General features: G+C 42.5%; 12 protein-coding genes. 5 read left to right on the plus strand and 7 right to left on the minus strand.

Features of this window, described 5'->3' with window-relative positions; translation table 11 throughout:
• The first annotated feature begins 136 nt into the window (after window positions 1-136).
• Entirely contained in the window at window positions 137-613 is a 477-nt protein-coding gene (locus ED605_RS09410) for an 8-oxo-dGTP diphosphatase (protein ID WP_121978648.1), read from the plus strand.
• Between the two features lie 82 nt (window positions 614-695).
• Window positions 696-1,604 carry a diacylglycerol/lipid kinase family protein gene (locus tag ED605_RS09415; RefSeq protein ID WP_121978649.1) on the plus strand — a complete coding sequence of 303 codons (909 nt, stop codon included), beginning with the start codon at window positions 696-698 and terminating at the stop codon, window positions 1,602-1,604.
• Window positions 1,605-1,820: 216 nt separating this feature from the next.
• Here ED605_RS09415 and ED605_RS09420 read toward each other — a convergent pair whose 3' ends face one another.
• The 5 genes from ED605_RS09420 to ED605_RS09440 all read right to left on the minus strand — a co-directional run bounded on the left by ED605_RS09420 (window position 1,821) and on the right by ED605_RS09440 (window position 8,257).
• Window positions 1,821-3,242 (minus strand): NAD-dependent succinate-semialdehyde dehydrogenase, encoded by a 1,422-nt coding sequence (locus ED605_RS09420; protein ID WP_121978650.1) that lies wholly within the window; start codon window positions 3,240-3,242, stop codon window positions 1,821-1,823.
• Between the two features lie 307 nt (window positions 3,243-3,549).
• Window positions 3,550-4,920: an MFS transporter gene (locus tag ED605_RS09425; protein WP_121978651.1), complete on the minus strand. Its 1,371-nt coding sequence runs from the start codon at window positions 4,918-4,920 to the stop codon at window positions 3,550-3,552.
• A gap of 118 nt (window positions 4,921-5,038) precedes the next feature.
• Window positions 5,039-5,488 carry a universal stress protein gene (locus ED605_RS09430; protein WP_121978652.1) on the minus strand — a complete coding sequence of 150 codons (450 nt, stop codon included), beginning with the start codon at window positions 5,486-5,488 and terminating at the stop codon, window positions 5,039-5,041.
• Window positions 5,489-5,516: 28 nt separating this feature from the next.
• Window positions 5,517-7,124: an Nramp family divalent metal transporter gene (locus ED605_RS09435; RefSeq protein ID WP_121978653.1), complete on the minus strand. Its 1,608-nt coding sequence runs from the start codon at window positions 7,122-7,124 to the stop codon at window positions 5,517-5,519.
• A gap of 284 nt (window positions 7,125-7,408) precedes the next feature.
• Complete coding sequence (locus ED605_RS09440; RefSeq protein ID WP_121978654.1) at window positions 7,409-8,257, minus strand: helix-turn-helix domain-containing protein; 849 nt, start codon at window positions 8,255-8,257, stop codon at window positions 7,409-7,411.
• A 541-nt stretch (window positions 8,258-8,798) separates the two neighbouring features.
• Here ED605_RS09440 and ED605_RS09445 point away from each other — a divergent pair.
• Genes ED605_RS09445 through epsC form a run of 3 tightly spaced genes read left to right on the plus strand, consistent with a single transcriptional unit; the run spans window position 8,799 to window position 11,439 of the window.
• Window positions 8,799-9,710, plus strand: coding sequence for a PLP-dependent cysteine synthase family protein (locus tag ED605_RS09445; protein WP_121978655.1), 912 nt, complete (start codon window positions 8,799-8,801; stop codon window positions 9,708-9,710).
• A 21-nt stretch (window positions 9,711-9,731) separates the two neighbouring features.
• Window positions 9,732-10,916 carry a trans-sulfuration enzyme family protein gene (locus ED605_RS09450; protein WP_121978656.1) on the plus strand — a complete coding sequence of 395 codons (1,185 nt, stop codon included), beginning with the start codon at window positions 9,732-9,734 and terminating at the stop codon, window positions 10,914-10,916.
• A complete protein-coding gene (gene epsC / locus ED605_RS09455; protein ID WP_121978657.1) occupies window positions 10,882-11,439 on the plus strand; it encodes a serine O-acetyltransferase EpsC in 558 nt (185 codons plus the stop codon). Before ED605_RS09450 ends, epsC begins: the two co-directional genes overlap by 35 nt.
• A 93-nt stretch (window positions 11,440-11,532) precedes the next feature.
• On the opposite strand, the gene icd is transcribed toward epsC, so the two are convergent.
• Window positions 11,533-12,822: an NADP-dependent isocitrate dehydrogenase gene (gene icd / locus ED605_RS09460; RefSeq protein ID WP_121978658.1), complete on the minus strand. Its 1,290-nt coding sequence runs from the start codon at window positions 12,820-12,822 to the stop codon at window positions 11,533-11,535.
• Entirely contained in the window at window positions 12,815-13,918 is a 1,104-nt protein-coding gene (locus ED605_RS09465; RefSeq protein WP_121978659.1) for a citrate/2-methylcitrate synthase, read from the minus strand. Before ED605_RS09465 ends, icd begins: the two co-directional genes overlap by 8 nt.
• Window position 13,919 lies beyond the last annotated feature (1 nt).

The following is a 13,919-nucleotide window of genomic DNA, read 5'->3' on the forward strand; positions in this document are numbered from 1 at the left end:
TCGCACTACAAAATTTGCTTCTAATTTATTAAACTATTTCTCAATCATTAAGCTGCTTTTGAAGTCTGGTATACTGATTTCAAGAGCAGCTTTTTTCGATGAATTAAAAAACAATGAAGAGAAAGGAGTCATTCAAGTGACTTATTCGCGCTCAGAGCATATTGAAATGGTTAATATGTGTATGATTTATGATCCGGCAACTCAATCTGTGTTGGTAGAGGACAAAACCGATGTCGCCTGGAAATTCGGCCATACATTTCCAGGGGGACACGTTGAAAAAAATGAATCCTTATATGACGCCATGGTTCGAGAAGTTTACGAAGAAACCGGCTTAACCGTCAGCCATTTGGAAGCTTGTGGAACCGTTGAATGGTTTAATCAGGATCCTGCTTACCGCCGGTTGGGATTTTTATATAAAACGACCCATTTTTCTGGCACCTTAAAACAAAGTGATGAGGGGAAAATCTATTGGCTGCCTCTCGCCGAATTAAATGAAAAAAATACTGCCGAGAGCTTTATGAAGTTTCTCAAGATTTTTACCGATTCAACCACCGTTGATGCCACCTCACAAGTCATGAACGGGTCATTATCAATAATCCCCAAAGAGGAATGAATTCAGCGAGTTCGATATAATGATAAGTGAAGCAACTTCAACTCAAGATGCCACACTTGGCAATTTCGAAGGAGGGAAGTTTATGCGATCTTATCTGATTATGTATAACGGAACAGCCGGTAAATCCGACAATGAAGCTATTGCGAAGAAGGCGCAGCGAGTTTTAAGCGAAGCTGACAAAAGCGTTGACGTGGTTGCTACCGGCTCCGAAAAAGAAGCTGTTCAGCAAGCCGCCTCAGCTACCACTACTCACGACTGTTTGGTCACGATCGGTGGTGATGGCTCGATTAATACCGCTTGCAAAGGCTTCTTGAAGGCTGGTAACTCAATTCCTCTAGGCATCATTCCTGGTGGCACTGTCAATAACTTTGCGCGTGCTTTGAAGCTTCCCCTGGATCCGGACCAAGCTATTTTAACTCTACTAGATAGCCAGCCTGCCAAAGTCGACTTGGCAACGATTGGTAATATTCCGATGGTCAGCAGTTTAACCCTTGGGCGTTTGGCAGATATTTCGCAAAACGTCAAACAGGACGAAAAGCGCCGGTTTGGGGTGTTGATCTACCTGTTTAAGGGTCTCAAAGAGTTATTCACTAACCGTTCCTACAAACTGAAAATAACCGCTAACGGTCGCAGTGAAACCTTGCGGGCCCAAATTCTTCTGATCACAACCACTAACTCCGTCGGCGGCAACGTCGCCTTTAATCCTGACGCCACCTACGATGACGATTTTCTGCACGTTTTCATTCTGAAAGAATTTACACTGCCAAAAATTATGACTTATGGCGCCTTTTTCTTATCGGGAAATCTTAAGAACGCTCGAGGCGTCAAGTATTTAAAATGCAAACAAATTCAAATCGAAAACCTCTCATCTCGCGACATTAAAACCCGCATTGATGGTGATCCGGCAATGGCATTACCAATTACCGTCCGAATTAAAGCTGATTTTCTCAGGGTATTACTTCCTCGTAAGGCAAATTCCAAAAACGATTAAAGAATTCTCCAGAGACTCAAAAAAGCAATTAGCAAGTTTGTAGAACCTGTTAATTGCTTTTTTGAATTTTGTTTCTGTTAAGAAAATGGGATTTGTACTCTAATCAATAACTGTAAAGATTGGTATCACACTATCGGAAAAGAGTCACCAAGAAAACACTGGTGTGAGTGCCCGATACTGCGGACGAGCTGCTCTCAAAGTCAATCACATAACTGGCTATTCAGGATCAGTGGCCACTAAGCCACCAGCCAAATTACCCATATTAGGTTTATCAGCTTTAACAATTAACTGTTCGTTAACAAAGGCCATTTGACCAATATGACTCATTTCACGGCCATAGCCTGATAATTTGACACCACCAAATGGTAATTCAGGCAACGATACCATGAAGTTGTTAACAAAGACCATCCCGGTTTCAATCTGACCGGCAACTTCTGCACCGTGATCAGGATCACCTGAGAAGACAATGCCGCCCAAGCCATAAGGTGAATCATTGGCAACATCAATTGCTTCCTGTTCGCTGTGAACTTTATAAACGGTGGCAATTGGACCAAACAACTCCGTCTTATAAGCCGGATTATCTTTATCAATATCCGTTAAGATCGTTGGCATAAAGAATTGGCCTGGTAAGTCAATTGGCTGGTTACCATAAACCACCTTAGCACCATGGGCAATCGCATCATCCAATTGTCCCTGAAGCTTATTCTTAGCCTTTTCAGTATTCATTGGCGCCAAAGTCGTTGCAGGATCCATTGGGTCACCTGGTTTAACAGCAGCAAAGTGTGCCTTCAATGAATCAACAAATTCATCATAAACGTTATCCATTACAATGAACCGTTTGGATGACGTACATACTTGACCACAATTGTAGAGACGTGCCCGCCATGCGATGTCATTCACATCATCCATGTTGGCATCTCCCAAGACAACAAATGGATCCATGCCGCCAAGTTCCATCGTGTTCTTCTTAAGGTTCTTACCAGCAGCACCAGCAACAGCAGTCCCACCACGTTCAGAACCAGTTAGCGCAACGCCTTGAACCCGTGGATCTTCAATAGCTTTAGTGACTTGATCATAAGATAAGAACAGGTTAGTTAATGAGCCTTTAGGAGCACCAGCTTCCGCAACTACATCGGCAAACATCTGAGCTGACGTTGGTGTATTAGAAGCGTGCTTTAAAATCATTGGGTTACCCACCATAAAGTTTGGCGCAAAGACTCGCATGATCTGATAATAAGGGAAGTTCCATGGTTCAACCATCATCACAACCCCAGTTGATTGATGACGAATCTCAGCTTCACCGGTCGCAATCGTCTTAACTTTTTCCGGCTTAAGTAATTCTTCACCATGGTCCGCAAACCAGTCGGCAATAATCGCTACCAGCTCAACTTCGCCCTTTGACTCACGATAAAGTTTTCCCATATCAATGGTACAAGCTTTTGATAGTTCATCCGAATGTTCCCGTAATTTAGCAGCAATGTTATGAAGAATTTTTGCACGTTCTGAGATTGGCTGCTTGCGCATGGTCTTATACAGATCATGTGCCGTTGCCAATGTTTTTTGTAACTGCTCATCAGTTGCGAATGGATATTCTTTAACCACTTCATTGTTGTACGGGTTAACAGTTCTATATGCCATCTTTTGATTCTCCTCCTAAAGTCGATTTTAAACGTCTCACAATCTCAGACAGTTTCGAAACTTATATCCACTGTCTATGTACCCCAATGCGTTCAACATTTTGAATCCATTTAAAGATTAGCACAACTTGAAAACAGTTACAAGAAAATACTTTGTGATTTTCAAAACCAAGTGTTTCGTCAGAAAATTAGGAAACCTAACTATGTAAATATTTTTCATTCACAAAGTAAAAAACAGCTTGTGACTTCGCTAAAAACCAATCGATGGCTCTAACGAAAAACAAGCTGTCCTCTTTGAAGTAGTTTATTTATTTTACATTTTTAGCGGCCGCATATGAATGACGCTCCGCTGTTGTATCTTTAATCATCAAGGCTAACCCTAATGCTGCGATCTCCATAACTAAAAAAGTAATAAACACGGCATTAAAATTACCATTACCAAGAATGACCGTTGCTAAAACAATGGCTGTGGATCCTAAAACTTGCCGGAAAGTGGCAATAATCGATGACCCATGAGGAATCAAATCATTCGATAAAGAGTTAGCACCCAAAGTTGTTGCCGGCATCATTGCAAAGGCATTTCCTGCCTCAATGATCATTGAACACAGAATTGCCACCAACACACTCCTAAAGCCTGATAGCAATAATAACAATCCCCAACCAATGATGAACAGACCAAATCCGATTGTAATCACTGGCTTAAATCCAATCCGATCGGCTAATTGGCCGCTTCGGCGGTTTAGCCATGAAAGAAAGGCAGCTGCCGGTACCAAAGCCATTCCTGACCAGAAGGGCGACATCCCTAAAGCCTGTTGATAATAAAGTGGCATAATAATGGTCACCGTAATTAATGACATATAGGACAACGAGGTTAGGGCAACCCCAAGATCAAAATTCCCGATTTTCAAAATATCCAATCTCAACAATGGCTTGGACATCTTCAATTGTCGGCGAACAAATAAAGCCAGCAGTACCAACGATACAATCAAAATAATCCAATTCGAATAATTACCGGCTGTCATATGAGAAGCTTCGTTGATAAAGTACAGCAGGCCAATAATTCCAAGTGACATGAAGACCGAGATAAAATCAAACCCGGTCTTTTTCGTTTTTAGCGGGCTGACAACTGTCTTCAACGCTAGTAAGAAGACAATTGACAGGACGACTAAAAAGAAGCCAAAAATTGCTTGCCAGTTCATCACTTGTAAAATGACCCCGGAAATAATTGGGCCCACCGCTAACGCTGAGCCCATAACCAGTCCAACGGTCCCCATCATCGCTCCCCGTTGATTTTGCGGTGTGATTTCCAAAATAATTGATTGGTAAGAAGGAAATAAGACACCAACACTAAAGCCTTCCATCAACCGGCCAATCATCATAATTGGAAAGTTAGGCGCAAAAATAACGATTAGAGTCCCGATCACAAAATTAATTAACAGCGTTAAATATAGCGGCTTAAATTTAAAATTATCCATCAACCACGGCGACAATGGCATTACAACCGACATGATCAGCATGAATCCCGTTGTCAGCCAAGCAATCGTACTGGCCGGCAGATTAAAATAACGCATAAATGTCGGATAAGCAGTCGAAAGAGAGGATTGACTGATCGACATTGTGAAAGTCCCCAACAGTAGCGTCGCCACAAACCATTTGCGACTTTTTTCCGTAAGCTCCATTACTTCCATCCCCCTAATTACGGATAAAATTATGAAAAAGGAGCCGGTACAGATAATTTTCCTGTGCCCAGCTCCTCTCAACTTTATCTCGTATTTAATTCATTTTAGATAATTCCGATTAACGAACGACCATTACCGAAATTGGTGAATACTTAGCCATGTATGCTGCTTGCGAACCAAAATACTTCCGAACACCTTTTTTCGAAAGTGAACCAACGACTAACAAGTCAGCATTGACCGCTGGAATAACACTCTTAACAATGGTTTCACCAGGGTCACCTTCTTCAACAACTGTATCAACCGTTTTAACTCCGGCACGTAATGCCAAGTTTCGATACTCGTTAAGATGGGCAACCAATTCTTTACGTTCACCATGAACATAATCTTTATTGAGCGCTTGATAAACATTCATTTCTTCGCTTTCAAGGATCGAAACGATGACTAACGATGCATCGGACAACCGTGCTTCCGAAACTGCATATCTAAATGCCAATTGTGCATCGGGTGAATCATCTACCCCTACTAAAATTCGTTTAAACTTTGTATGTGGTGAATTTTCTTTATCCATTTACTCGCTAAGCCTCCTGTCAGCAGCACTAGGCGTTACTTTTATCAGCCTTATCTTTATTATAGTGCTCTTCAGTCGTTTCAAAACGCTTTGGCATCTTATTTCTGCTTGACCACAAATCATAAATTGTCCAAATCAACAACGCAATGATGGCAGCAATGATGATATAAGCAATCGTATGTGCCAGTGAAACACTGCTTGCAGAAGGATTATCGCCAAAGAAACTTGTGATGTTATCAGGAAGTCCTTTCATGTTCAAGAAAGTCAACCCTAAAACAGAAATCCAGCCAAGAATTTTAACCCACAACGTGTTCTTAAAACGATCACCCATTTCCTTTGAGTTATCGGTCATCATTAGTAATGGCAACATTGAGAATGGTAGCGCAAAGGCCAGAAAGACCTGCGAGTTATTCATCAATGTATTTAACGCCGCATGTTGCCGAATTGGTGATTCACCACTCGTCATAGCAACACAAATCAAAACTGGGATAACTGAAATCAAACGAGTAACCAAACGACGCAGCCACAATGGCATCTTCATATGAATAAAGCCTTCCATGATGACTTGTCCGGTTAGCGTACCGGTAATAGTAGAATTTTGACCTGAAGCCAACAGTGCGACCGCAAACAAAATTGACAGAATACCAGATTTGGCAACCGCAATCAATACCCCATTACTCAACATTGAAGAATCTGATAGAGCTTGGAACAAACCAAAGAATGACGGATCCTTAACGGCGCCAGTCTTAAATACCGCAACACCCATGATTAGAAGCAATGAGTTAATAACCCAAGCAAAAGATAGTTGGATGTTGGAATCCCAAGTTGCAAAACGAACCGTTCGTGCAACATCTTCTTGATCGCTATGATCAACTTTACGGGTTTGAGAAACCGCAGAATGTAGATACAGATTATGAGGCATGACCGTCGCACCAATAATTCCCAGGGCACCAGTTAATGGTGTATCACCGTTAACTTTATCACCACTTGAGAAAGTCTGCCCAGTTGGAATTAAGCCCTTAACAATGTCACCGAAGTTAGGACCTGAAAGTGCAACTTCATAAACAAAGACAAACAGAATAACTAAAATCAAACAAACAACAATTGCTTCAATTTTTCTAAAACCAACTTTAGTTAATAATAGCAAAAGCAATACATCAAAGACCGTAATAAAGACGGCATAAACCAATGGTATGTGGAACAACAGATACAACGCAATCGCCGCACCAATAACTTCGGCAATATCAGTCGCCATAATAGCTAACTCTGTTAAAATCCACAGCACATATCCAAGTGTTTTACTGGTTCTGGCACGAATTGCTTGAGCCAAATCCATCTGTGACACAATACCCAGTTTAGCCGCCATGTATTGAAGTAACATCGCAATTAAACTCGACATTAAGATAACAGACATGAGCAGGTACTCAAAGTTTTGACCACCAGTAATTGAAGTTGACCAGTTACCAGGATCCATATAACCAACGGCAACTAGTGCGCCAGGCCCCGAGTACATAAACAACGTTTTCCAGAATCCTCGGCCCTTCGGAACTTCAATTGTTCCATTAATTTCTTCCAATGAAGGTCCATTTGCATAGTGAATCAAATGTTGCTTCTTCGGAGCTTTATCTTTTACCATTTTTCATAGGTACCTCCTTTTAAGTTCAAATCCAATATTACCATAATCCAATGTAAAGTAAATATGAATTTAGGAGAGCCTAACTTAATAATTGTAAGTAATTAAAACGGGATTTGTGAGTTACCGCCAATGGAAACGCTTTTTAATTTAGCAAAAAAAATTTAAAAAAATTCAGTAAACACTCAATCCGACACTCAAATTGAAACGGTGATACGCAAAACCATTAATTATTTTCTGATATTTTAAAAAGGCCGGCACCCTCGATAACATTTGGCCTACCTTTATTAATGTGAGTAATCGTTGATTCTGGCAATTAATTTTTGATTACCATTAAATTTGGCGAACGCATAAGCATCCCGAATCGTTTCGTTAACCAGCTTTGGGTCAACCTGTTGAGCAGCATAATTCCTAGCCAATCGAAACTGTGCTCTGGCAACGTAAAAAGTCACATGCTGCCTTGAACTGAGTGAAATCAGCGATTTAAGTAATTGATTGCCGGTTGTAAAGTCATTTTGATACGAATAAAAGTCGCCGGTATAAAACAACATCGTCAGCGTTTTCCAAACACTGTCAACATCTTGATCCTTTGGCATCATTAATTGTTTAGGGACTTTGGAAAAATAAAAGTCAGCCCGTTCAATATTTCCGGCATGTTCATAGGCGATTCCTAGTCCCACATAAGCTAACTGCGAGAAAATGGTTTGGTGAACGTCATCCAGACCGTTTAAAATTTGGTCAAAGCAAAAAACGGCGTCATTGATTGGATAATCCCCCAGCGCCATTAAATAGCCTTTAATGAATAGGTATTCCATTTTAGTATTGGAATCGCCCATCTGCGTTATTGCGATCGTTGACAACGTCTCAGCAACTTCTTCATATTCCATCGTAATCAACTTGAATTCAGCTTGATGAAGTTTTTCCAAAATCGTTGCGTCCTGATCAAGCGGCCCCGGAAAAATATCGCTTAGCGAAAGTCCTAAGCGCTGGCACAGTTGCGTTAAAATTTTGGTTGAAATCATTTTGCCAGTGTTTTCAAATTTGCTGATGGTTGCCTGGGTGCAAATCCCCTTCGCCAACTCGCTTTGTGAGAGACCAAGCTGTTTTCGCCGATTAATAAACTTTTGAATGTCCATAATTATACCTTTCTAATGAATTGATTTAATCAAATGCCCTAGTCATATTAATTATATCAACTTTCTATATAAAATACCGGTTATTTTAAGAATATTAACTGACAACCATGACGAAAGGCAGTTAAATTGTTGAACTTACGCTCAATCCGCTCCGTAAAATATGATAAATAAATTAGAGTTCCAAATTATTTATCATGATTTTTTTATCTTTTAGTCCAAAAATGATTGACAGCGGTTTTAGAATTGTGTATATTAATGACAACAAAAATTTCGGAGGTGTCATGATGAATCAATCAATGTTTAATGCGATTAATTGTTGCTGTCGAACAACGCGTTTTTGGCGATGTTCGGCCTGTTAGCATTGACATTTTTTGGGAAGTCATGACCTAAAAAGAGTTCAATGTCCACTTGGCTGGAATTGAACTAAGGGCGCGAAAATTCTGAATTTCAGAATTTTGCGCCCTTTTTCTATACTATTATGACCATTTTTCCTAGCATCCAAATAGCTAACACCGACAAATTATTAGAAAGGATCTTTCTCATGCTTATTCATTCCGTTTCAGAATTGATCGGCCAAACACCACTGATCGATCTGCAAATTAATATTCCAAATCACAGTCATATCTATGCCAAACTGGAGATGTTTAATCCCGGAGGCAGCATCAAAGACCGGCTGGGCCAATACATGATTCAAGATGCCATTAATCGCGGTCAGGTGACCGAAGGCGTGACAACGATTATCGAACCCACCGCCGGCAATACCGGAATTGGCGTTGCCCTCGCCGCCCAACAACATCATTTACCAACCATTTTGGTTGTGCCGGAAAAATTCAGTTTTGAAAAGCAACAGTTGATGAAAGCCTTGGGGGCCAAATTAATTAACACCCCTAGTGATCAAGGCATCAAGGGCGCCATTGAAAAAGCTGAGGCGCTTCACGATCAAACCCCCGATAGCTTTGTTCCAATGCAATTCAGGAATCCGGCCAACCCCGATACTTACTATCACACCCTGGCACCGGAGCTGCTTAATGACCTCAATAGCCCAATTGACGCTTTTGTTGCCGGTGCGGGCAGCGGTGGTACATTTGCAGGTGTCGCCCGTTACTTAAAAGAGCAGAATCCGGCAACTCAAACCATCGTTGTGGAACCTGAAGGCTCGATTTTAAATGGCGGGCCTGCCCATCCCCATCGGACGGAAGGGATTGGTGTTGAATTTGTTCCGCCATTTTTCAAAAATATTGCCATCGACAAAACTTTAACAATTGCCGATGCCGATGCGTTTCATCAAGTTAGGGAGATGGCTAAAAAGCAGGGATTATTCATTGGCAGTTCAAGCGGCGCCGCTTTGGCTGCCAGCTTAAAGGTCGCTGAGACACTTCCTGAGAACAGTACCATTGTCACGATTTTCCCAGATAGTAGTGAACGTTACATGAGCGAAAATATTTATGAATAAAAATAAAGTGAGGTTATTAAAATGGAATTTGATACAAAATTAATTCATGGTGGCATTAGCGAAGATAAAACAACCGGGGCGGTTTCGGTCCCAATTTATATGGCGTCAACCTTTCACCAACAAAAAATCGGTGAAAATAAATATGAGTATTCTCGCTCCGGAAACCCGACTCGAGAAGCGGTTGAAAAACTAATTGCCGAGCTGGAAGGCGGCACAGCCGGGTTTGCATTTGCCTCCGGTTCAGCTGCAATCGATACAGTCTTCTCAATGTTTTCTGCCGGTGACCATTTTGTTATTGGCAATGATGTCTATGGTGGTACCTTCCGCCTGATTGACGCCGTTTTAAAACGCTTTGGCATGACCTTTACAGTGGTTGACACCCGTGACCTGACTGCTGTTGAAGAAGCGATTACGCCGGATACCAAAGCCATTTACTTGGAGACTCCAACCAACCCGCTTTTACGGGTGACCGATATTGCGGCAGTTGCCAAGATTGCCAAAGCACACCAAATTTTAAGCATTATCGATAACACCTTCTCCTCGCCCTACGTTCAGCGGCCGCTGGAACAGGGAGTCGATATCGTTCTTCACAGTGCTTCCAAATACCTGGGCGGTCACAGCGATGTAATTGCCGGCCTGATTGTCACTAAAGATGACCAGTTGGCCGAAAAAATCGGCTATCTTCAAAATGCCATTGGCGGTATTTTGGCACCTCAGGAAAGCTGGTTATTGCAACGTGGGATTAAAACGTTGTCTCTTCGAATGCGTGCTCATTTAGCCAATGCCGAAGCCGTTTTCAATTATCTATCAAACCAACCACTTGTCAGCAAAATTTACTATCCTGGTGATCCTGACAATCCTGATTATGAAGTTGCCAAAAAACAAATGCACGGCTTTGGCGCCATGATTTCTTTTGAATTACAGAATGGGCTGGATCCAAAGCAATTTGTCGAACAACTGCACGTTATCACATTGGCTGAAAGTCTGGGGGCGCTGGAAAGCTTGATCGAGATTCCAGCTTTGATGACTCACGGCTCGATTCCACGCGATATTCGGTTGAAGAACGGTATTAAAGACGAATTGATTCGCCTTTCGGTTGGCGTTGAAGATCAAAAGGATTTGTTAGCCGATCTGGAACGTGGCTTCAATCAGCTTAAGGGGAGTAAGAAAAATGTTTCAAACAGCAAGGTCCGTTCTCAAGCGTGATCCGGCAGCCCACAGTCTCTTGGAAGTTCTCTTAACCTACCCCGGAATCCGCGCCCTGTTTTGGTACAGAATCGCTCACTTTCTGGCTTTTCATCGATTTTACACAATTGCCGGCCTCCTAAGTCAACATGCCGCCAAAGTAACTGGGATTTCAATTTCACCGGAAGCCAAAATCGGTAAGCGCGTTTTCATCGATCACGGAATTGGTGTCGTAATCGGTGCCACTGCCGTTATTGAAGATGACGTCACTATCCTGCATGGCGTGACGTTGGGTGCCAGAAGAGCCGTTGAAGGTCGGCGACATCCCTATGTAAAAAAAGGGGCGTTTATTGGTGCCAACGCCCAATTGCTTGGCACCATCACGATCGGTGCCTTTAGTAAAGTTGGAGCGGGGGCAATCGTATTAAATAATGTGGCCGATAAAACTACCGTGGTTGGTAATCCTGCCCGAACTGTTAACAAATTGCCTGCCAAAGTCATCAACGTGACTTTCACAACCAACACATCAACCACTAAAAATTAATGACTTACCAAAAATACCTTGATGAAAAGATTTACCAGTTGGTAAAAATATCATCAAGGTGTTTTTCGTATTTAATTATTGTGTCGAAAATAATTATTTGGTAAGTGTTTTTTGAGGCGCATTTTCAATCAGTTCAGCAACGTAATCACCAAACCCGCTGGTACTCAAAACGGTATCTGTCGGTTGTTTGGCAAAGTCGGTAGTGACATGATGCGACTCAATTGCTTGAGAAATGGCTTGCCGGATCAATTGGGCAACTTCCGTCCATCCCAAGTAGTCAAACATCATCGCACCCGACAAGATCAACGACGTCGGATTTAATTTGTTTTGGCCGGCAAATTGAGGGGCCGTACCGTGAGTTGCTTCAAAAATTGCCCGGCCGGTTTGATAATTAATATTGCCACCCGGTGCAATGCCAATGCCACCGACCTGAGCCGCCAATGCATCGGAAATATAATCACCATTTAAGTTCATCGTGGCAACTACTTCAAAATGGCCCGGGTGAAGGAGTGCCTGCTGAAAGAAATTATCGGTAATGACATCATTAACAATTAATTTCTGCGCTTTTTTGGCTTGTTGATAGGCTTCATCAGCCGCTGCTTTACCCTGATTAGCCTTAATTGCTTCGTACTGATGCCATGTAAAGACTTGGTTACCATACTTTTCTGCAGCTTCATAGCCCCACTTTTTAAAGCCGCCTTCGGTCTTTTTCATGATATTTCCTTTATGCACCAAAGTGAGCGTATGCCGGTGGTGAGAAAATGCATAATCAATGGCCGCATTGACCAGTCGGGTAGAGCCCTGTTTTGAAATCGGTTTGATCGCAAAAGCCGAAGTTTCCGGAAAGCGAACCTTGCTCAACTTACCCTGCTTGGCCAACAGCTCTTTCCAAGCCTTGGCATCTTCAGTCCCAACATCACTTTCAATGCCGGCATAAATATCCTCTGTATTTTCCCGAAAAACGTCAATTTGAACTTTTTCAGGATGGACAACCGGCGACGGCGTACCGGGATAATAGTGAACTGGTCGCAGGCAGGCGTATAAGTCCAACTCCTGTCGCAATGTGACATTAATCGAACGATGGCCCACCCCAATCGGCGTTGTTAACGGGCCCTTAATGCCGACCAGATACTTTTTTAAAGCCGCCAGTGTTTCATCCGGCAGCCACTGTCCGGTTTGTTGATAAGCCGTTTCGCCGGCTAGTAACGGTAACCAATTGATCCGTTTTTGCCCATCATAAATTTTTTTAACAGCCGCATCAAAGACGACTTTAGCGGCCTGCCAAATCTCAGGACCAATGCCATCCCCCTTAATAAAGGGAATGGTTGGTTGATCAGGTACCTGAAGCTGACCATTTTTAATGGTGATTTTTTCTTCAGTCAACGCTATTTTCCTCCTTGTCGGTAAGGTAATGCCGATCGGTTTTACCAATGTATTTGGATGATGGCCTGATCAAACATCCCTCAGCCTGCTGTTCAATGATATGAGCCAACCAGCCTGCCGTTCGACAAGCCGCAAACATCGTGGTAAAAACTTGCCGATCCAAATTAAAGCAATGATAAATCAATGCGGTATAGTAATCCACATTTGGATGAAGGCCGGTTTTATCAAACATATACTGACGAATCTGTTCCTGTAAAGTGAAGTAGGCTTCATTTCCAGTCGTGACGGCCAACCGATGAGCAATTTTGCGTAAAATCGCTGCCCGGGGATCACCATTTTTATAAATTCGGTGACCAAAGCCCATAATTTTATGACCACGGGCAATTTGATCCTTTACGTATTGAATTGGATCCTGCTTGGTTTGGCGAATGGTTTCAAGCATCCTAAAAACCTGTTCGTTGGCACCACCATGAAGTGGCCCCTTTAATGCACAGATAGCAGCCGTCAAACACGAATAATCATCAGATTGAGTCGAAGCCACTACCCGAGCGGTAAACGTCGAGGCGTTAAATTCATGATCGGCATGAAGCACCATCACCGTGTTAAACATTGCGACTTGATCTGATGTTGGCCGCTTTCCCGAGAAAAGGTAGATAAAGTTTTCCACCACTCCCCATTCCCGGTGAACATGCTTAATTGGCAGATCAGCCCGAATGCGAATAATTGCTGCAATCGCAGTTAACATCTTAGCCAAAATTCGTGGTGGCTCATCGCGCTCAACGTCATTTGTCGTCCCCAACAGTGAAACCGTTGTCCGCAAAATACTCATTGGGTGCTGCGGCTCTCTGGCAATTCGGGCCATTAATTGAACCGTTTCATACGGTAACGCCATTTGAGAAACCAACTGTTTTCTAAAATCGTGTAACTCATTAGTCGTTGGCAGTCGCGAATGCCATAACAGAAAGACCACTTCTTCGAAAGGCGCATTTTTCAGTTCCCTAACCGGGTACCCCGAATAAGTCAGTACCGCGTTTTGAGTTGAGCTCACTTTGGTTTGATCAACGACCACACCGGCTAAGCCTTTAGGTAATGCCATT

Origin of the sequence: Lentilactobacillus raoultii, assembly GCF_900411375.1 — a bacterium.
In the GTDB taxonomy this organism is placed as follows: Bacteria; Bacillota; Bacilli; order Lactobacillales; family Lactobacillaceae; genus Lentilactobacillus; species Lentilactobacillus raoultii.